We start from the raw sequence: 20,590 nt of genomic DNA, 5'->3' as shown, positions 1-20,590 counted from the left end.
ATGGAGGGCCGCCATCCCCAAGAAGCATGGGACGAGGCGTGGAGCGACGTCGCCCGCCAATGGATCGCGCGCATTCGTGACGCGCTTCCCGAGGGCTACAGCATCCACGAATCATCGACCTTTATTCTGCTCGCCCGTTCGGACCGCGAGAAAGCCGCGGAGGTGCTGCTCTATCTCGAACAGGTCAACACGAAGATCCGCAGCGTCATTCCGGCGCTCCTGCCGCAGATCCTTTACGGCAAGTGTCCGGTGCTGGTGTTTGCCCGGCAGCAGGACTTCTACGAGTATGTCTCGATGTATATGGACGAGGAAGGCTCCTTCGGAGCCATGGGCGGAGTCTTCCTGAATCGTGGCTATGGGCACTTCGCCATGCCCAGCCCGGACCTCTCGCGCTATGCCGGGGTCTTCACCCACGAACTCTGCCATTCCTATCTTTCTCATCTCGGCCTGCCGCTTTGGCTGGATGAAGCCATAACCGCCGGAGTCGAACAGTCGGTCGAGGGCAGCAACCCCTACCATCTGGACCGCGAGATGATCCGGCGGCACCAGAACTACTGGACCGAGGAAAAGGTCGCCGCTTTCTGGCGAGGGGAGAGCTTCTACGCCCACGATGAAGGGCAGGAGCTAAGCTACCATTTGGCCCGCTTCATCCTGAATGGCCTCCACGGCGGAGGCCGCGTCCCGCGGCAGGCGATGGAAGAGTTCTTCCAGAATGCGCGCTACGAGGATGCCGGGCAATCCGCCGCGCTGGAGATCCTTGGAGTTTCCTTGGGCGACTGCATGATCACACTGTTAGGCGAAGGCGACTACGATCCATCCTTGCCCGGCGAGAACGAAGACGACACATCTCCATGCCCCGTTAAGTGATTGGCGATATCCACGGACAACTCGTGGCATCGAAGACGCTGCTGCGGGGAGGATCATTCGCCAAAATGGGGAAACGGCGGGAGATCCTCACTGAGGCAGCCGTTCAAAGCCCGGGTCGTCGATACGGATGCTCTCGAAGTAGTCGGTTGGCCACGTCGCCGCCTTGACGGGTGTCAGCAAAATGCCGTCTCCCAAACGACGGATGCTCACCTCCGTCGCTTTGAAACGCAGTTCTTTCGGGATGAGCACCGCTTGGGAGCGACCATCGAAAAAGACCCTCGTTGTCATATCCAATATAAACCCGTGGCTGCACGATGAGTCAACCCAGCACTCCAACCCACTCATTCGAGGCGTGGCGGCCTCCTGAAATCAATGATCTCATTCCTCCTCATGCCCGTCTTCACCTGGGTCGCCGCCGCTCTGGCAATCTGCACCGCAGCAAGCCACGCCGCGCCCCCGCAAGGGACGTGGGTGAATCTCGCGGAGGATGGCCGCCTGCTCTACACCCGCGATGCCCTCGGCAACCGTGTCCCGGACTTCGGCGATTGCGGCTATATGGCGGGACGCACGCCGATTCCCGAAGCGCCCGTCAAGGTCACCTTGAAACCGGCGGATGGTGACGACCGCGCCGCGATCCAAGCCGCCATCAGCCAGGTCGCCGCGATGCCGATGGATGCGAATGGCATCCGTGGTGCGGTGTTACTCACGGCGGGCGAATACCAGCTCGGCGCGACCCTTAATCTCAACGCCAGCGGCGTGGTGCTGCGCGGCGAGGGTGCTTCGGACACGGGAACCCGGCTGCGCGCCACGGCGGCGCGGCAATACACGCTGGTGAGTATTTCCGGAAGCGGCTCCCCGAAGACAATTGCCAACAGCACCCGGAGGATCACTGACAAGTATGTCCCGGTCGGCTCACGCAGTTTCCTGGTGGACGACAGCGCCGGTTTCGCCGCCGGCCAGAGTATCGTGGTTTACCGGCCTTGCACGCAGGCGTGGATCAAGGCCTTGGGAATGGACCGCCTCGAGCATCCGTGGACGCCCGGCTCGCGGGATATTGAAATGGAGCGGGTGATTGTCCGCATCGAGGGCAAGCGGGTCTTCATCGATGCGCCGGTGACCACCGCCATCGATGCGAAGTATGGCGGCGGCAAGATCTATCGCTATACCCAGGACGGGCGGATCCGAAATTCCGGGATCGAGGGCATCAAGGGGATCTCGGACTACGACACCGCGGTCCCGAACGACGAAAATCACGGCTGGATTTTTATCCGCATCGGCAATGCGGAGGATTGCTGGGCGCGCCGCATAGTGGCGCAGCACTTCGGCTTCGCTTGTGTCTCGATCACCGCTGGCGGCAGACGGATCAGCGTGCTCGATGCCCAGTCCCTGGACCCGGTCTCGGAGGCCATCGGCGGCCGGCGCTATGCCTTCTATATCGATGGCGCGACCCAGTGCCTCGTAGCTAATTGCCATACCAAGGACGACCGCCACCAGTACGTCACCGGCTCCGATACTCCCGGGCCGAATGCCTTTGTCTCCAGTTCCAGCGATGGCGCGCTCGACGATGCGGGCCCGCATCACCGCTGGGGCAGCGGGATGCTCTACGACCGCATCACCTGCAATGGTGACGAGATCAACGTCCGCAACCGCGGCAATTCCGGATCCGGCCATGGCTGGGCAGGAGCGAACTGCGTGGTCTGGAATTCGACGGCGAAAGCCTTCATCGTTCAGGATCCTCCCACCGCGCGGAACTGGCTGATCGGCAGCATCGGCAAGGTCGCCGGCAATGCCGGGACTTTCGATGCGAACGGTGCGAATGTCTTTCCCGCCACGCTCTGGGGCAACCAACGGCAGGACCTGCAAGCCTGCCCGAATCTCCAAGTCCGCGAATACACGGCAGGCGACATCGATCGCTTCACTGCCGATGCCGGCGAGATCACGCCGGTGGACGGCGCGTGGCAGCGCCTCATTGCCAGCCAGGGATCCACGGCCGCATTCGATACCCTGCAGGGCGGCCGCTGGCTGCCATGGACGCATGATTTCGCGCTCTCGCCGGGCGACACGATCCTTGGTGCCACCCTCTGGGTCAGCGTCCGCGGCTTGGGGGCGGATTCGCAGAAAGGGCGGATCTACTTTGACGATCCCGCCAACTCCAAATCGCTCTCACAGTATGCCGCGGCAATCCCCAAGGGCGGCGCGACTGTCCTGCGCATCGATCTCGCGGACCAACTCGCACGCCTCGGCGACGGCAAGCTCAACCTCGCCATGCAGGGCACGGTGGCGGCGGACTGGTCGATCCTTGAGCTACGCGTCGCCCCGGCTTCTCCCGAGACATCCCCCGTGACGCTTGCGCCGGAAGCCGAGGCCGGCACCGGAGCAATTCTCGCCGTGAAGAAAGACACCGATGCCGGCAAGGACCGCCGCGCCCTGCTGCGCTGGGATGTCTCCGCGGCCTCCGGCAAAGTGGTCCACGCGAAGATCCGCCTGACACCGATCCGCGTGGGCGCGGAAAATCTGGAGAACTGCGCGGCAATGGTGCCGGCCGGCGCACCCTTCGTCAGCTGGTGGCCCCGGGTCAACCACACTGCCGAGATCACCGTCACCAGCGAGGTGTTGGCCGCCTTGGCCCGCGATGGGAAGCTCTCCTTGGAGATCTCTTCCACGAGGGAATCCGCGACCGTGGAATATGCCTCGGTGCAGCATCCCGACCCCGCCAAGCGCCCGCAGCTCCTGATCCTGACCGACCGATCATCCCAGCCGGGGGCGACTCCTTTCGAGCCGCCAGCCCTCCGCAAAGACCCGCCTTAGGACGTTTTTTCCGAGAAATGCCTCGCAATGTTTTCCAGCAAGGGCTACGGCGGGACCCTTGGTGCCTCATGTGAAACGGCATCATGCCGCTACCCGTGAAAATCACTCTCAACGATTCCATCCCCGAGGCCCAGCGCCCCGCGGTCGAGACCTTGGTCAGGTCCTTCATCAAGGCTCCCGAGATCCTGTGGATGCCCAGCCGCTTCCCGCGCTACGTGATGTTCGTGGAGCCGGGGCCCAACAATACCACCGAACCGGAGAGCGGATCGATTTTCGAATCGCCGCAGTCGGGATCAAGGTCCCTCGCCTCGGTGACCAATTTCCTGGAAGACCGGATCAAACTCCATCTCACGGAGAAAAAGGGGTAGGAATCCGGGCTTCCAGCGCGCTGCCGGGGGAGCTATCACTGTTAGGCGGAGAAGAAACCGCCATGACACGTTCATCGAAGCTGATCATCTTGGAGGGTTCTTCCGGTTCGGGAAAGTCTTCTCTCGCCGCCGCTTTGCAGGAGTGCCTGCTTCCCGGGATCTGGCTGAGCTTTTCCATGGATACGCTCATCTACACCCTTCCTCCGAGCGTTCTCCACCGGTGCAATTCGGCCAACGACTGGTCGGGAGTGGATGGCAGGGCGATGGGTGCGGCGGCCCTGCGTTGCCTGAGGGCTCTGGTCGAGTGCGGGAACAAGGTCATCTTCGATCTCTGCATCCCGAGTAGCAAATATGCCGAGACGTTTCAGGCCGAACTCCGTGACCTCTCACCCATCACGGTGGGAGTGCGCTGCGACTGGCCGGAGATCGAGCGCCGCACTCTTCAGCGTGCCGACCGCAGCATGGAGGAGGCGGAGCGGACTTTCAAAGCCGGGCACAGCTTCCAGAACCATGACCTTCTCTTGGATACCACTGCGATGAGCCCCGGGGCCGCTGCCGCTGCATGCCTCGCCTCGTTCCAGCACCTTCTGGATCAGCCGGGATGAAGATCGTAAAACTGAGCCTGCCGGGCGACCGCTAAGGACCGGCTGATCGCTTTGATATATTTTGACGGCGGTTGGAAGCGGGGCTAGCCTCGCTTGTTTCGTAGGGGGCTTTAAGGCCGCTTGTCGGGGTTGCTTGGACCCTGCCGCCATGGAGAGCGGGAGATTAGCCGCGCCGCGCCATGAAAGCCCTTCCATCCACCCGTCACATTGCCTTCATCGGCAATTACTCGCCGCGTCGCTGCGGCATCGCCACCTTCACCACCGACATCTGCGAGGCGATCGCGGAGGAGTTCCCTTCCGCGAGCTGTTTCGCGGGGGCGATGAACGACCGCCCGGAGGGCTACGACTACCCGCCGCGAGTCCGTTTCGAGATCGATCAGGAGGATCCCGAGTCCTACTCGCGGGCGGCGGAATTCCTCCACATCAACAATGTCGAGGTCGTGTCCGTGCAGCACGAGTTCGGCATCTACGGCGGCCCTGCCGGCTCGCACCTGCTCGGTTTCCTGAGCCAGCTGAAGAAGCCGGTGGTCACCACGCTGCACACGGTGCTCAAGGCACCCAATGAAGCGCAGCGCGAGGTGATGACGCGGCTCGATCAACTTTCGGAGCGCTTCATCGTGATGGCGGAGCGCGGCCAGCGCCTGCTGGTCGAAGTCTATGGCATCGATCCGGGGAAGATCGACCTGATCCCCCACGGGGTGATCGACATGCCTTTCGTCGATTCGAATTTCTACAAGGATGTCTTCGACGCCGAGGGCAAGACGGTGCTGCTCACCTTCGGCCTGCTTTCGCCGAACAAGGGGATCGAGACCGCGATCCGGGCGCTGCCCGCCATTCTCGCCGATCATCCGGACGTGGTTTATCTCGTCGTCGGAGCCACCCATCCGCACCTCCTCGCGTCCCAAGGCGAGAGCTATCGGGAAGGACTGCAAGCGCTGGCCGCCGAGCTCGGCGTGCAGGATCAGGTCGTCTTCCACAACCGCTTCGTCTCGATGGACGAATTGAAGGAGTTCATCGGCGGTTCCGACATCTACATCACTCCCTATCGCAACGAGGAGCAGATCACCTCCGGCACGCTGGCTTACACCTTCGGAGCGGGGAAGGCGATCATCTCGACTCCCTACTGGCATGCCCAGGAACTCCTCGCCGAGGATCGCGGGGTGCTCGTGCCCTTCGCCGATGCCGGTGCGATCTCCGCGGCGGTGAACGACCTGCTCGCCCATCCCACGCGGATGACCGCGATGCGCAAGAAGGCATGGAAGGCCGGCCGCGAGATGACTTGGCCCGAGGTGGCGCGCCGCTACATGGACAGCTTCAACCGCGCCCGCGCGGGCTTGAGCGTGCCCTCCGCGGCAGTGATGGAAGAAAGGCAAACGGACAACGGTGACTACCCCATTCCGTACCCGAAGCTGGATCACTTGTTCCGGATGACCGACCACACCGGCATCTTCCAGCACGCGATCTATAACGTGCCGAATTACCACGAGGCCTACTGCACGGATGACAATGCGCGGGCCTTCATCTTCACCATCCTCCACCAGGAGGAGTACGGCCCGGACGCGGCGCTCGAGCGCTTGGCAAGCTCCTACCTCGCGTTCCTCTGGTATGCCTTCGATGCGAATACCCGGCGCTTCCGGAACTTCATGAGCCACGAGCGCCAGTGGCTCGAAAGCAAGGGCTCGGAGGATAGCCATGCGCGCGCTTTGTGGGCGGCGGGCACCGCTCTCGGCCGCTCACCGAACGAAGGCTATCGCAACCTCTGCGCCCTGCTCTTCCAGCGCGGCCTGGCACCGGTGAAGCACTTCAGTTCTCCGCGCGCCTGGGCCTTCACCCTGGTGGCCATTCACGAGTATCTCCGCGCCTTCGAGGGCGACCGCGCGGTGGCCAAGATGCAAGAGATCCTCGTGGCCCGGCTAATGGACCTCTTCCAGGCCAACTCCGCCCCGGGCTGGCTGTGGTTCGAGCGGATCGCGACCTATGACAACGCGAAGCTGCCGCACGCCTTGATCCTCTCCGGCCAGCACCCGGCCATCGAGACCGGCCTCATCGCCCTGCGCTGGCTGCTCGACGAACAGACCGGCGATGGCGGCCAATTCTCCCCGATCGGTTGCCACGGCTTCTGGCCGCGCGATGGCGAGAAGGCCCGCTTCGACCAGCAACCGGTGGAAGCCCACGCCACCATCTCCGCCTGCATGGCCGCCTACGAGGTCACCGGCGAGGAAGTCTGGGCCGCGCACGCGCGCCGCTGCTTCGAATGGTTTCTGGGCCGCAACGATCTCGGTATCCCGCTCTACGATGAAAGCTCGGGCGGCTGCCGCGACGCGCTCTTGCAGGATCACATCAACCAGAACCAAGGTGCCGAATCCACCCTCGCCTTCCACCTCTCGCGCACCGAGCTAAGCCGTTACAACCGGGCCCCTCTTTCCTCTCCGTGACCGCCTCCGATAGGGTCCGGCTCAATCTCCTCCAAGAATAGAACCTCAGCTCCAAACCAACTAAAACCATGGGCGACAAATCCCCGAAATCAAAACAGAAAAGCCAGGCTCAAAAATCGAGCAAGGACAACGCCAGCTCGCAGGCGAAGCAGAAGCTGATCGACAGCCGCAACCAGTCTTCGCCGGCTTCGTCTCCGAAGAAGAAGTAGTTCCGCGTCGTGGCGTCCTCACATTCTCCGTCCCCATCAGGACGGAGAATCTTCCCATCGCCCGATGCCGGTTCCCGATAAAAAAAGGCGACACCCCGCGAGGAGTGCCGCCATGAAAAATTTCTCCGAGCGGATGCTCAGTAACGACGGCCGCCGGCTGGCTTGCCACCGCCGTAACCGCCACCACCACCGCCGCCGCCGCCACCACGCTCTTCGCGGGCTTGGGCTTCGTTGACCTTCAGATTGCGCCCGTCGAGGTCCGTGCCATTGAGGGCCGTGATCGCGCTCTTCATCGAGGCCGCGGAATCCATGGTCACAAAGGCGAAACCGCGGGGTTGGCCGCTATCGCGGTCCACTGGGAGGTGGACATCGGTCACTTGACCGTGTTGGGAAAACAGGGCTTCGATGTCCTGTTTGGTCGTCTGAAACGACAGATTGCCTACATACATTTTCATAACGTCATCCGATGATCCGCGCTTCGGGCACTCTCCCGACCTGTTCCCGTGAATCGGGTCTCAGATCACCACCGAATCTCTTAAACTCGCCTGGCAATACTCCAAGTCTTGATCTTGCCAAGGCGTGAACCAACAGAACACCGTAAGGGAGGTCCGGGGAATGCGCCACAACAATCGAAAATACCTTCCCAAGCGGATTGACGTGCCGCCCTCGCCGCTCTGCGATGGCCGGGTGAAATCCGTCCGCCGCTTCGCCCTTTCGATCATCGTGCTACTCGCCGCAAGTTGCGGTCCGGCCGGAACGACCGAACCCATCGATCCGAACAAGAAGTCCTACTTCGTCGATGTGGAGTACACGATCGGAACGGACGGCAAGACCTCGAACGCCAAGGTGATCAACACCGACGCGCCGCAGTTGCTGCAAAAGGAGGCCTTGGCCGAGGTGCAGCGCTGGCGGGCCGAACCGTCCGCCGATCCGTCGCGGGGACGCCGCCGCATTGAATTCGCCGCGGAGCAGTAGGCAGCTCGGGGGAGATCGCTCGTGCGATCCATCCCCGCCCGCCGGAAGTGGCCGCGCTTCCCTCTCGCCAGTTCCGGCGGACTCGTTAGAGTCTCGGGAATGACCCCGGCAGTCTCGGACTACGAAAAGCTCGGCACCTTCTACCTCGGGCGCGAATACGACCCCGAGACCAAGTCCGCGGACGGCGGCCTGATCCTCTACGATTCGAAGGATCTCGTCACCCACGGCGTGGTGCTCGGCATGACCGGCTCCGGCAAGACCGGCCTCTGCCTGGCCCTGCTGGAAGAGGCGGCGATGGATAACATCCCGGCAATCGTCATCGACCCGAAGGGAGACATCTCCAATCTCCTGCTCGCTTTCCCGAATCTGAGCGCGACCGACTTCCGCCCGTGGATCAATGAGGATGATGCCACGAAAAAGGGTGTCTCGCCCGACGACTTCGCCGCCTCCACCGCGGAGCTGTGGAAGAAGGGCCTCGCCGATTGGGGTCAAGGCCCGGAGCGCATCGCCCAGCTCAAGGAGAAGGTCGATATCAACATCTTCACCCCAGGCTCGAAGGCGGGCATCCCGGTCTCGATCCTCAGTTCGCTGGCGGCTCCGGCCTTCGAGGTCATGGATGATGCCGAGCTGCTCGGCGAACGCATCGAAAGCACGGTCTCCTCGCTGCTCTCGCTGGTCGGCGTGGATGCCGATCCGATCCAGAGCCCGCAGGCGATCCTGCTTTCCAATATCTTCCAGCACGAGTGGCAGGGCGAGCGCGACATCACGCTCGAAACGCTGATCCGCCATATCCAGAAGCCCGGCTTCGACAAGGTCGGCGTGATCGATCTGGAGAGCTTCCTGCCGCAGAAGGACCGCCAGGCGCTCGCGCTCAAATTCAACAACCTGCTAGCCTCACCCGGCTTCGCGACCTGGCTGGAAGGCCCGCCGCTGGACATCGCCAAGATGCTCCACGCGCCGGATGGCAAGCCGCGGATTTCGATCTTCTCGATCGCCCACCTCGGCGATGCGGAACGGATGTTCTTCGTCAGTCTCCTGCTCAATCAGACCCTCGGCTGGATGCGCGCCCAGAGCGGCACCACCTCGCTGCGGGCCCTGCTCTACATGGATGAGATCTACGGCTACCTGCCGCCGACCGCGAATCCACCGAGCAAGCGCCCGATGATGACCCTGCTCAAGCAGGGCCGCGCCTTCGGCCTGGGCTGCCTGCTCGCCACGCAGAACCCGGTGGACCTCGACTACAAGGCGCTCTCGAACATCGGCACCTGGTTCCTCGGCCGGCTGCAGACGGAGCGCGACAAGTTGCGCGTGCTCGATGGCCTGGAAGGTGCCGCCGGTTCGCAGAACGCGAAGTTCGACCGCGGCGAGATGGAAAAGCTGCTCTCCGGCCTGGGCAATCGCGTCTTCCTGATGAACAACGTCCACGAGGACCATCCCGTGCTCTTCCACGTGCGCTGGGTCATGAGCTACCTGACCGGCCCCCTCACCCGTACCAGCATCAAGGCGCTGATGGACCCGAAGCGCGCGGCTTTCGGCAACGGCAAAGCGCAAGCAAAGACCGTCGACATGAACCCGATGGCGATGCCCGGCGTCGCTCCCGCCGAAAGTTCGGCCAAGCCCTCCGCCCGCCCGCTGGTCGGCAGCGGGATCGTGGAAAAATTCGCTCCGCCTGCCGGTGATGCCGCGGAGGTCACCTACAAGCCGCACCTGCTGCGTGTCGCCACCGTCCACTTCAACTCCGCCAAGACCGGCGCGGACGGCAGCGTGAAGGTCCGCAAAGTGAACGCGATCTTGCCCGAGGCGATCGATTGGGACCACGACCTGCCGCCGCCGCTCAAGCCGGAGGAACTCGGTGCCGAGCCGGCCGATGGCGCGGGCTTCGGCAGTCTCCCCGGCTTCGCGATGAATGCCGCGAACTACAAGCAGGTGGAGAAGGACTTCGCCGAGTGGCTTTACCGCAACCAGCGCGCCGATGTTTTCTCCTGCGTGCCCTTGAAGGCCTATTCGCAGCTCGGTGAGTCGGAGGGCGAATTCCGCGCCCGCCTGGTCCAGCAGGCCCGTGAGGCGCGGGATGCTGCCCTCGCGAAAATCCGCGCCGCCACCAACAAGAAGCTCGATACCCTGCAGGGCCGGCTCCAGACGGCACAAGCCGGGCTCGACCGGCAGGAGGCGGAGTCGAAAGGAGCCATGATGCAGGCCGGTGCCTCGATTCTCGGCGGGCTGCTCGGCGGCCTGTTCGGCCGGAAGGGCGGCGGCGGATCGCTGATCACCAAGGGGACCTCCGCCTACAAGCAGCACCAGGACGTGAATGCCGCCGAGGAAAAGGTCGGGACCGTGCAGGCGGATATCGCCGCCATCGAGAAAGATCTTCAGGCCGAGATCGAGACCATCAGCCGTTCCTACGATCCCGCCTCGCTCCAGCTCGATACGGAGACTCTGAAGCCTACCAAGACCAATATCTCGGTGGATTCGATCGCCCTGCTCTGGCTGCCCTACGACGAGCGCGGGGAGCGGGCCTGGTAGGGAGGGACGTGGTGAAAATGGGACATTCGCATTTGGAATGAACCAAGTGAGACCGCTATTCCGCTCGCGACTGTTTTGGCTAGGGTCGATCCCCTTTCTGTTCCTCGTGTGGGTCTGGAGCTTTTCCGTCTACAGGAAGGAGTTTGTCGAAGTTGATTCGAGGCTGCTGAGCGGAAGCTTCGCGAGCCAGTATGGCACCCTTACGGTGCCCTCTCCCATTCCGGTTCAAGGGACGGGATCCACGCAGGGATGGTTCTCCCACTATGGCATCTGGCTAAATGAGGTGGAGAAGAAGGAATGGTTTCGTCGGGCTCTCGTCGTGGAGTCCGAAAACATTGGAACAGGAAAAGAGACCCCTTCGATCAAGATCGCCTGGTGGTTCACCACGGTGATTTACGCAGCTTCGTGGTCGGGCTCTTGCTGCTGGTGGCAGCGGCGCAAGCGGCGGATCGTACTTCCGCGCCCGAATTAGAATGATCCGGTTAGCGCGGCACGATCACCACATTCTTCACCCGGGTCAGGTGGACGTTCTCTCCCCTGTAGGCGCTGAAGCCGAACTGATCCCCGGCCTGAAGCGTGAATCCAGGGACAGCCACATTCGTCAAGACGAGCGTGCCCTTGTATCGCACGCTGACACCGGTCGCCGGCGTATAAGTGACCTCAATCGCCTCAGGGTAGTTGCTCTGGAAAGCGGGGACGGGATTCGTGGCGACGGGGATGCCATTGACCACGATCTGAAAACCCCGGGGATTGGGAGGCGGGGAGAAAAAGTCATAGGTCTCGAAGACCACCGTCAGATTGCGCCCGGGGGTGGGCCCCTTCTCAGCCCAGGCACCCGTGCCCAAATCGCCCACGGCGAAAGCCACGCCATTGCCCGCCTCAGCGGAGCGGGACTCCATCTGCAGTTGGAAGGTTGCTTGGAATCCGGTCTGGCCGGCCCATGTGCTCAAACCGTCCAACACCGCGGCACCCAGTCCTAGCGGGGATCCGTCCGACAGCCGCAAGGACGCCTGATCCCATACGGCAGGCCCGCGCAGGGTCGCCCCGGCGCCGGTGCTGAAGTCATTGCTGTAGCCATTCGAGACATGGTCCCCGACCAAGCGGATGAAGTACTTCGGCTGGTTGCCCGGCATGGCGAGCGAGACCCGGCGGTTGCCGCCCAGCAGTTGCTCGGCGGCGGCGCCGAGCGGCGCTGCGGTGTTCCACAACCCGGTGGCCGGATTGCGGGTGGCCACGCGCTGCCAGGAGCCCAGATCCGCGGAGCCGTCCACCGCCCAGAGGACATCCGGACGCAGGTTGAGCGGCAGATTGAACTGAGCCTGCGAGGACGGAGAGCCGGAGATGATCTTAGGGAGATCGCCGAGCCCGCCCCCGTTCAGGCCATATTCGATGATGTTGGAAATGCCGTTCTGGTTGGCATCGTCATCGGCACCGCGCAGGCCTGCCGGCAAGCTGGCAGCCCATGTCGCGAACTCGCCGGTGGTGCCTTGAAGCGGAATTTCGAACACCCGCCCGGGCTGGCCGAAGGCGGCCCCGGCATCAGTCTGCAGGCGCAGGGTGGCTGCATAGGTGCCGAGCGTGGGCGGTGTAAAGTTCACCGTGAGGTCCTCGGCGTAGCCCAGATCGAGCACCGTCGGGATCGGATTGGCCAGTGTGAAGGCCGCACTCCCGCTGCCCACGATCTGCGCGCTCAGGATGCTTAGCTGGGTCAACTTCGGCTTGTCGTAGACGTCCGTTGACCATCCCCCTGGCAGGGCATTCCCGTTGAACATCGCGAACACCATCGGCACCGTCTGTCCCGCAGCTTGCGCCTGCCCCTTCAGCTTATCACCCGTTTCCGTTGGTGTCAGGCCGAAGACAATCGGATACGGACCTACGAGGCGCGCGTTCATGGACACATTGGTCCGCCGCTCCGTGGCATCGATGTCAGGAGAGATGAAGCCGGTCGACAGGACTGCTTCCGAAAAAAGAGCGCGACCCTGCGTTGGAACCGTCACCTCCACAGCCACCTGCGGATCCGTATTGCTGCGGTCGCCGTAACTGCGGGACTGCCCGAGCATGAAGAGGCCATCGGGCCGGAAATAGTCGCAAGAAAGGAAACCGCCGGCCCGCGAGTGCGGGTTTCCGAAGTAGTTGGCCACCTTGTAGCGATAGGTCGGTGAGCTGCCCAGGCGGACGTAGCGTGTGAAGGTGTGGTCACCCGGCGTCTCCAGCATGATCTCGTCCGTGCTCACCGAGTATTCGGAAGCTTGCTCAACCACCAATTCCGGATTGCCCTTGTCGGTGAGGTAAAGGACGTCCTGCGGGAGCGTGCCGAAGACGTAAAGGCTGCCGCGGACGGGCGATGCGACCATGGTCCTGGGCAGACCGTAAGGCGTCCATGAACCGCTCACCTCGAAAGGTTTGTTCTTCTCGATGGCAGTGATCCAGATGCTGCCGAAGGGCAGATTGGTAGCGACCGGCCCGGTACCGGCGGGATTCAGGGAGGAATCCTCTTGGTAGCCCGCGTAAGCCTTCAGGGGCTGGGGAAGTGGAAGGTAGGTGACAAGCGCGGGGTTTCCGGACGTGGCGCTATCCTGAGGACTGACCGCCGCGACCTTCGGGTCCGGGATGAAGGTCTCTGGTCGCACGTTGGCATACACCAGGATATCATAGTCGCTGAAGGGCATGGCGAGATCGTTGGCATTGAGCCGGAACACCACGGCATCGCAATTGTGAGGAGGCGTCAGCAGGCTGAGTGTCCGTGCCACGATGTCCGGGAATTGAGTGCTCAGGCCATAGCCGGCCGGTCCGCCCAGCAGGGAAGGCAACCTCGGGGTATGTGCCGGCTTCTTTCCGGGGAGAGGCGGTATGGGACTGCTATAGCTATCCACGAAGGAACGGTAGGAATTGTGCTCCGCGGCGAAGGCACCGAAGGGCGCGTTCTGGGAAGTGGCATTGAAGCCATGCCACTGCGCCAAGCCTGCCGGGGCACCCGGGCCTCCGGAACAATCGAAGGTGGCTCCTTGGTTCACATACACGCCGGCAGCGATCTGGATATTGCCACCGGACCCGCTGGCTCCTTTCCCGCCATCGCCCCCGACTCCACCATTGCCGCCTCTTCCGCCATCGCCGCCTTTTCCGGAGGTGAGGCTAAGCGACGAGTTCCTGGCCCCGCCCGGCGCCCCGTCCAAGCCATCGAAACCGAGCCCCTTGTGTCCATCATCACCCTCGCCACCTTCCTCCCCTTTGCTTTTCCAGTTCCCCCGGTTGACGCATGTCCCCCGGACAAGCACCAGCATGCCGCCGCCCCCGCCGCCGCCCCAACCGCCATCGCCGCCATCGCCGCCCTCACCGCCGCTTCCGCCCATCCCGCCATCACCTCCGTTCACCAAGTTTTGCCCGATTCCCCCGGTACCACTGGCACCTCCACCTCCGCCGCTCCCACCGGTGCCGCCGCCCAGGCCATCGCCGCCGCTGGCTCCCGCCCCACCGCCACTCCCGCCGCGCAAATGAATGGCCGTGCCTGCCAATGTCTGCAGACTCCCGTTGGCACCATTGACGCCGTTGCTACCCTTCTGGCCGGGCTGCCCGTTTTCCCCATCTTCGCCATTGCCGCCCCCGAATGGCGACGAAGACCCATTGCCCCCGCCAGCGCCCCCGGCAGCGCCGAAAGGGACGAAGCCGGACCAAAGCTGTCCCTTCCCGCCTGTTGCTTGACCGGACAATCCTTCCGTAAAGCTGATGAAATATCGGTCTCCCTGGCCACTGCCTCCGGTCCTTCCGGTCCGGGAAGAAGCGTATTCGACCTCCGGGACCATATGGAGATAGTCGTTGTCCGTATATCGCGCCCGCCTCTGACCCGACTCTCCGGCGGTCGACGCGGCGATGGCCGTGCCTCCTTTCCCAACCACGTACAGTGGCGTCGCAATTCCCTTCGTGTCCTGCGACGGATAGTTGATGCGTTCCCGATTGGGGGCTCCGCCCATGCCGCCGCCCGCTCCACCCTTTTCATTGTTTGCGGATAAATTGACCAGGGACCCGGTTTCGAAGGTGGCGTTTCCTCCAAATTCAAGGACCATCAGGCGGCTGCCGAAGGCCCAGATGCTCTGATCCGCACCGAGGGTGAAATTATCCCCGGCCACGAAGAAATGTTCGGCCGCAGGCAGGTCCGCCGGCATGTCAAAACGATCCAGGGTGACGGAACCCCTGTACACGACTGGCACGCCGTTGACGATCACCGGTGCTCCACCCACCACGATCTTTTGGATCGCCACATCCTCGGTGCCCAATTGTTCCGTTACGAACCAGTCGTAAAACTCCACATCCCCGCTGGTGATGAAGACAAACGCCTGATGAGTGGCACGGGCCGCAGTCAGGGATGAGAAAAACATGATTCCGGTCCACAGGGCAGTGGTAATCCGGCGACGTCCTGACTGCATGGCTCTTTTCATAGGCGTTGTGACCTGGCCCCACCGTCATCAGGCGATCGATACTTCCCGGGCCGGAATGGGGGCATGCCCTATCCGTCGAACGTGGGGGGAAGTCCGGATGCTTGTCTCAGGAGGAGATTTGTGCGCCAGCTTTTGGTTCCCAGTCCGGCGTTCAAAAAGGAGAAATCGACAATCGACAATATCGTTCGATAAGCTGCACGCCTCCTCTTGATCATGGCCGGATCACCTTTCCCTCAACCGCAGAAATCGAAGCGAGTCCAACCGCGCGAGGCACAGGAAAGATCGGAAGATCCGACCCTTCTAGACAACGGTTTCTGGGAGCCTTTGGCGCTCGCCGCCGCGCAAACCGATGCATCCCTCGACCGGGCACTTGCCCACATCGGACCCTTCTACCGGGCTGACCGGGTGTGGGTCGGGAGATACAATGAGGAGTTGACTCATTTTTGGGGAGCCAGCGATTGGGTGAACACCGGAGTTCCTTCCCATATCCAGGAGATCCAAGGGATTCCCGTGGAATTCATCGGGGATGCCCATGGGAAATTCCTCAAAGGAGAGGCGGTGATCATCCCCGATGTGGAACGGATGCCGCGCCAACGCCGGGCCCTGCAGGCGGAGCTGCGACGTGAAGGGGTGCGCGCCACCTTCTCCTATCCGCTGATGCATTCCGGCAACTTGATCGGATTCTTCGGCTTCGATTACGTGCGGGAAGCGACCTCTTGGACAGCCGCGGATAGTAAGCGGATCCCGACGCTGGCGAGCTACCTCGCCGCACTGCTGCGCCGCGGCAGGAGCATCAGCCCGCCCGCCGGGCCCCCTGCGGCCCCGGACCGCTCCGTCTTTGTGAACGAGCAGGGCAGCATGCAGGCGCTTTCCCTTGAAGAGATTCTCTTCATCGAAGCCGATGGCGATTATACCCGGGTTCACTTGGCCGATGGAAACTGCTGCTTCGAGAGGCGCAGCCTGCGGAGCTGGATCGGGCAATTGCCCCCGGAGCGCTTCATGCGGGTACACCAGAGCTATCTGGTCCAAGCCGCCCGCATCGTACGCCTTGATCGAGGTCCGCGGTGGACCCTGCACTTGCAAGACGTCGCCCAAGCCATCCCGGTCGGGCGCGCCTTCCGCCATTCGCTGCGCCTGCACATGACATTTTGAGCCGCCGGCTCCCTTCGACTTTTCCGTGGCGAATCTCCGGTTCCGCACAATATTCTTTCGATACCTGAAGATTTCCGACCGGTGATCCCGCCGCCACCGGTCGTTCCGCAAAGGCGGCAACCCGCCATTCCTACGATCATGGGCGACAAGAATCCAAAGGCGAAACGGAAGCTCCAGACGCAGCACGAGCAACACAAGCTCCAAAAGGCCGAGGAGATCCACCGCGAGCAGCAGCGACTCCACGAGATGCACGAGACGAAGCATCCCCACGAGGCCAAGGGCTGAATGGGCTTCCTTGAACGAGGTTCCCGAGCCCGCGGACAGCGTTTCGTGCGCGTGTCCGCAGGAAGGCGTCGTGCCTTCCCGGAGCGGCCTGAAGAGCAATGCCTTTAAGGATCCGCCGCAGGCAAGTCTCCTTTTGAGTGCGGCGAGATGTCGCCGCTTTGGATCGATCCACGGTAAATCTTCCCGCCGTCCCCGCAGCGACATCTCGGCTGCGCCCTGGCGTTTCCGGTTGGCCCGCCAGCGGTGGAGTGCGCTGCTTCGCTGGAAAGGTTTCGCGAGGTTGGCGAAGACTCCAAGGAGGATAGATCACACGGGGAAGGGCCGTACCGGACACGCCCTTGCGGAGCCGACATATCGGCTCCGGGGATGCCGCCGGGGCCGGGGATCATCGCCCGAAAGCTGCGACATGTCGCAGCACTCCAAGGATTGCCGCCCTGCGGCAATCGAGTCCTTGCAGGCTTGGCCTGAAGAGGGGATTCGCGGGCAATCCGCAGTTCCCTGCGCGGTAAAATAATTTCAAGAAATTTCCTAGCCGGGATCGCTGTTGCGGCGTCCTTTTGCGGCTCGGGCCGCTCCGACCCCTATCGCCATGAAAACGAAATACCTGTTCGCGGCCGCGTTCGCCGCATCCCTCGCTCTCAACTCCGCTTTCGCCGGCGGCGAAGGGTGGTCCCACGATTTCGAGGCCGCCAAGAAGCAGGCGGCTGAAGAGAAGAAGGACCTGCTGATCGATTTCACCGGCTCCGACTGGTGCCCGCCCTGCAAGGCCCTGACCTCCAAGATCCTGTCCAAGGAGGAATTCCGCACCCTGACCAAGGACAAGTTCGTCCTGGTCGAACTGGACTTCCCGCGCCAGCCCGAGAACGTCGAAAAGCAGTCCGAAGCCGACAAGAAGCGCAACGAGAAGCTCGCCGCCGACTACGGGATCGAAGGCTTCCCCACCATCATCCTGGCGGACGCCACCGGCAAACCCTACGCCTACACCGGCTTTGAAGAGGGCGGCCCGGAAGAATACGTCAAGCACCTCGACGAGCTCCGCAAGCAAGGCGGCGAGATGAAGGCATCGCTCGAAAAGGCCGGGAAATCCGAAGGGGTCGAGAAGGCCAAGTCCTTGGTCGCCGCACTCGGCGAGCTGCCGGACATGGCGGTCTCGACCTTCTACCCCGATGTGGTCACCCAGATCAAGGCGGCCGACCCGAAGGATGAAACCGGCTTTGCCAAGAAGATCGCCGACAAGGCCAAGATGGCGGAATTCGAAAAAGGCCTCCAGCCCTTCGGCGAGAAGCAGGATGCCGCAGGTGCCCTGGAATATGTCGCCAAGACACTCGCCGATGGCGGTTTCGAAGGTGAAGCCAAGCAGCAGGTCCTCATGATCAAGGTCCAGATCCTCGCCAGCGAGAGCAAGTTCGACGAGGCGATCAAGGCGATCGACGAAGCCAAGGCCGCCGCACCGGATACTGAAATGGCCGCGCAGCTCGATGGCTTCAAGGAGAAGCTGGAAGAAGCCAAGGCCGCTCCGGCCGAGGATCCGGAAGAAGAAGCGGATCCTGCCGAGGAGCCAGCCGACGAAAAAGAGGAAGCCAAGGAATAAGCTCCCTCAACCAACCGACGAATTTCAGCCGCCCGGAGATCTTCCGGGCGGCTTTTTTGTGCCTTCCATCAGGCATCGCGGATAAACCGAAGCCGGGCTGTAAGGAACTCCGATCGGGCTGCTTTCATCCGTGTCTCTCGGTGTCCATCCGTGGTTGCTTCTCCTTCAACGAGTCGGACGAAACCCCTCTCTTTGCACTCGGATCATCAAATCGGGAAAAGGCTCTTTTTTGTTCGAGTGAACATCTTTTTCTTTGACGCAGGTGTCCGCCTCTGAGAGAAATCCCGCATCCCAACAAGACTGACTTATGGCCAAAAACGATGATCCTTCCGACAAGCTCGCCGACGCCCGCAAACGCAATCTCGATCTCGCGATCTCCAGCATCCAGAAGGAGTTCGGAGAAGCCGCCATCATGCGGATGGGCGATGGCCACCGGGTGGATGTCGATGTTATCCCGACCGGCAACCTCTTGATCGACCGCGCCCTTGGCGTCGGCGGTTTCCCCCGCGGCCGCATCATCGAGGTGTTCGGCCCGGAATCCTCCGGCAAGACGACCCTGACCCTCACCGTGATCGCCCAGGCCCAGAAAAAGGGCGGCCTCGCGGCGTTCATCGACGTGGAGCACGCCCTCGACCCGCAGTATGCCAAAATGCTCGGCGTGAACCTGGATGACCTGCTCGTGTCCCAGCCCTCTTCCGGCGAGGAAGCGCTGCAGATTTGCGAAGCCTTGGTCCGCTCGAATGCCATCGACGTGATCGTCCTGGACTCGGTGGCCGCGCTGGTCACCAAGCAGGAACTCGACGGCGAAATCGGCGACTCCACCGTGGGTGCCCAGGCCCGCCTGATGAGCGCGGCGATGCGCAAGCTGACCAGCTTCATCGCGAAGGCCCGCACGGTTTGCATCTTCACCAACCAGATCCGCGAAAAGATCGGCGTGATGTTCGGCAACCCGGAAACCACCCCCGGTGGCCGGGCGCTGAAGTTCTTCTCCTCCGTCCGCGTCGATATCCGCCGGATCGGCCAGATCAAGGCGACCGACGGCACGCCCCAAGGCGCGCGCACCAAGATCAAGGTGGTGAAGAACAAGGTCGCGCCGCCCTTCGCGGAGTGCGAGTTCGACATCATGTACAACGAGGGCATCTCCTCGGTCGGCTCGCTGCTCGACCTCGCCCTGGAGATGGATCTGGTCCAGAAGCGCGGCTCCTGGTTCGCCTACAACGGCGCCCAACTCGCCCAAGGCCGCGATGCCGCCAAGGAGGCACTCAAGGCCGACGATGCGCTCTACACCGAGCTGACCGACAAGGTCCGCGAGAAGCTCGACGCCGCGAAAAAGAAGTAAGTAGCGGACAATTTACATCGAGTTCGCGTTCGATGGATCGGATGGGCCCGCGGGGATTGCGCCCCGCGGGCCTTCCACACCACCGGACGTGCGGTTTTCCGCATCCGGCGGTTGGACCCGGCCGCTTTCACCCGCCTGCTGCGGATGGTGCGGCGACTTGCCAGGGGATGATGAAGCCGTACCGGTAAAGGGTCCGGTTCTTGAGTGCCTGCTGCATCACCGGGTGGAGGCTCATCGCCCACGCTCCCCGTCCGCTGTAGCATTGGCCCAAGGCCCGGCCTTTGACTCCCAGCCGTTTCATCGCGTTGAGGCGGCCGCGCGGCGTCTTCCACCTTTGCCAGAAGCACTTGCGCATGTGGCGCCTGATCCATCCGCCGAGGTCTTCCACTTCCCGCCGCCAACCGGCGAGTTGGAAGTAGTTCCACCACCCGCGGATGTAACGTTGCCATTGCCCGCGCAGTTGCTTGCTGGTGCGGCTCTGCCGCGCGTCCCACAATTCGCGCACCTTCGCCTTGAGCTTGCCGATGGTCTTGGGGGCGATGCCCACCTTGCCATCTTCAAACAGCCGGAAGCCCAGCAGGCTGCTTTGCCCGCAGGGTCCCGTCCCGCTCTTGGTCCGGTTGACCTCGAGCTTGAGGTGCTTTCCGATCCAAGCCACCACGCTTTCGTAGATGCGTTCCGCGCTGCGTTGGCTGGACGCATGGATGGCGATGTCGTCGGCGTATCGCACGAAGCTCACGCCGCGCTTCTCCAGCTCCTTGTCCAGCGGGTCGAGGTAGATGTTGGCCAGCAAGGGGCTCAGCGGGCCGCCCTGCGGCACGCCTTTCCAGCGCTTGTCCTTGCCGCCTCCCGGCTGCTGCACGGGGGCGCGCAGATACGCGCCGACCAGTGCCCTCAGCCGCTTGTCCCCGACCTTGCCCCGCAGGCGGTGCATCAGGATGTCGTGGTCGACCCGGTCGAAGAAGTCCTTGAGGTCGATGTCGATTCCCCCACGTCTTGC

Annotated in this window: 16 protein-coding genes; 12 read left to right on the top strand and 4 right to left on the bottom strand. The window is 62.8% G+C overall.

The window, feature by feature from the left end:
* Window positions 1–867 carry a hypothetical protein gene (locus tag ABWK72_RS16985; RefSeq protein ID WP_367870758.1) on the top strand — a complete coding sequence of 289 codons (867 nt, stop codon included), beginning with the start codon at window positions 1–3 and terminating at the stop codon, window positions 865–867.
* An 87-nt stretch (window positions 868–954) separates the two neighbouring features.
* Here ABWK72_RS16985 and ABWK72_RS16980 read toward each other — a convergent pair whose 3' ends face one another.
* Entirely contained in the window at window positions 955–1,155 is a 201-nt protein-coding gene (locus tag ABWK72_RS16980) for an antitoxin (RefSeq protein ID WP_367870757.1), read from the bottom strand.
* 84 nt (window positions 1,156–1,239) lie between these two features.
* On the opposite strand from ABWK72_RS16980, the gene ABWK72_RS16975 reads away from it, so the two are divergent.
* The 5 genes from ABWK72_RS16975 to ABWK72_RS16955 all read left to right on the top strand — a co-directional run bounded on the left by ABWK72_RS16975 (window position 1,240) and on the right by ABWK72_RS16955 (window position 7,292).
* Entirely contained in the window at window positions 1,240–3,675 is a 2,436-nt protein-coding gene (locus ABWK72_RS16975) for a hypothetical protein (RefSeq protein WP_367870756.1), read from the top strand.
* Between the two features lie 95 nt (window positions 3,676–3,770).
* Window positions 3,771–4,043, top strand: a complete 273-nt coding sequence (locus ABWK72_RS16970) for a hypothetical protein (protein ID WP_367870755.1) — start codon at window positions 3,771–3,773, stop codon at window positions 4,041–4,043.
* Between the two features lie 62 nt (window positions 4,044–4,105).
* On the top strand, window positions 4,106–4,648 hold the full coding sequence (locus tag ABWK72_RS16965) for a hypothetical protein (protein ID WP_367870754.1): 543 nt from the start codon (window positions 4,106–4,108) through the stop codon (window positions 4,646–4,648).
* Window positions 4,649–4,827: 179 nt separating this feature from the next.
* Window positions 4,828–7,083: a glycosyltransferase family 4 protein gene (locus ABWK72_RS16960; RefSeq protein ID WP_367870753.1), complete on the top strand. Its 2,256-nt coding sequence runs from the start codon at window positions 4,828–4,830 to the stop codon at window positions 7,081–7,083.
* A 68-nt stretch (window positions 7,084–7,151) separates the two neighbouring features.
* Complete coding sequence (locus tag ABWK72_RS16955; RefSeq protein ID WP_367870752.1) at window positions 7,152–7,292, top strand: hypothetical protein; 141 nt, start codon at window positions 7,152–7,154, stop codon at window positions 7,290–7,292.
* A gap of 137 nt (window positions 7,293–7,429) precedes the next feature.
* Here the strand turns inward: ABWK72_RS16955 and ABWK72_RS16950 are convergent, their stop codons facing one another.
* Window positions 7,430–7,747, bottom strand: coding sequence for an RNA recognition motif domain-containing protein (locus ABWK72_RS16950; protein WP_367870751.1), 318 nt, complete (start codon window positions 7,745–7,747; stop codon window positions 7,430–7,432).
* 124 nt (window positions 7,748–7,871) lie between these two features.
* Between ABWK72_RS16950 and ABWK72_RS16945 the strand changes: the two genes are divergently transcribed.
* Window positions 7,872–8,267: an energy transducer TonB gene (locus ABWK72_RS16945; RefSeq protein WP_367870750.1), complete on the top strand. Its 396-nt coding sequence runs from the start codon at window positions 7,872–7,874 to the stop codon at window positions 8,265–8,267.
* Window positions 8,268–8,288: 21 nt separating this feature from the next.
* A complete protein-coding gene (locus ABWK72_RS16940; RefSeq protein ID WP_367870749.1) occupies window positions 8,289–10,790 on the top strand; it encodes an ATP-binding protein in 2,502 nt (833 codons plus the stop codon).
* Window positions 10,791–11,272: 482 nt separating this feature from the next.
* On the opposite strand, the gene ABWK72_RS16935 is transcribed toward ABWK72_RS16940, so the two are convergent.
* The gene (locus ABWK72_RS16935) at window positions 11,273–15,163 is read right to left on the bottom strand and encodes a hypothetical protein (protein WP_367870748.1); all 3,891 of its coding nucleotides are present in this window, start codon (window positions 15,161–15,163) and stop codon (window positions 11,273–11,275) included.
* Between the two features lie 273 nt (window positions 15,164–15,436).
* On the opposite strand from ABWK72_RS16935, the gene ABWK72_RS16930 reads away from it, so the two are divergent.
* The 4 genes from ABWK72_RS16930 to recA all read left to right on the top strand — a co-directional run bounded on the left by ABWK72_RS16930 (window position 15,437) and on the right by recA (window position 19,590).
* Window positions 15,437–16,375 carry a LytTR family transcriptional regulator DNA-binding domain-containing protein gene (locus ABWK72_RS16930; RefSeq protein ID WP_367870747.1) on the top strand — a complete coding sequence of 313 codons (939 nt, stop codon included), beginning with the start codon at window positions 15,437–15,439 and terminating at the stop codon, window positions 16,373–16,375.
* 138 nt (window positions 16,376–16,513) lie between these two features.
* Window positions 16,514–16,660, top strand: a complete 147-nt coding sequence (locus tag ABWK72_RS16925) for a hypothetical protein (protein ID WP_367870746.1) — start codon at window positions 16,514–16,516, stop codon at window positions 16,658–16,660.
* A gap of 589 nt (window positions 16,661–17,249) precedes the next feature.
* On the top strand, window positions 17,250–18,251 hold the full coding sequence (locus ABWK72_RS16920; RefSeq protein ID WP_367870745.1) for a thioredoxin family protein: 1,002 nt from the start codon (window positions 17,250–17,252) through the stop codon (window positions 18,249–18,251).
* Window positions 18,252–18,558: 307 nt separating this feature from the next.
* Entirely contained in the window at window positions 18,559–19,590 is a 1,032-nt protein-coding gene (gene recA / locus ABWK72_RS16915; RefSeq protein ID WP_367870744.1) for a recombinase RecA, read from the top strand.
* 127 nt (window positions 19,591–19,717) lie between these two features.
* Here the strand turns inward: recA and ABWK72_RS16910 are convergent, their stop codons facing one another.
* Window positions 19,718–20,569 (bottom strand): reverse transcriptase domain-containing protein, encoded by an 852-nt coding sequence (locus ABWK72_RS16910; RefSeq protein WP_367875351.1) that lies wholly within the window; start codon window positions 20,567–20,569, stop codon window positions 19,718–19,720.
* Window positions 20,570–20,590: the final 21 nt, after the last annotated feature.

It is taken from the genome of Luteolibacter sp. Populi (genome assembly GCF_040801775.1).
In the GTDB taxonomy this organism is placed as follows: domain Bacteria; phylum Verrucomicrobiota; class Verrucomicrobiia; order Verrucomicrobiales; family Akkermansiaceae; genus Haloferula.
The sequence above is the reverse complement of the archived record's forward strand: the minus strand, read 5'-3'. Positions and strand labels throughout refer to the sequence as shown.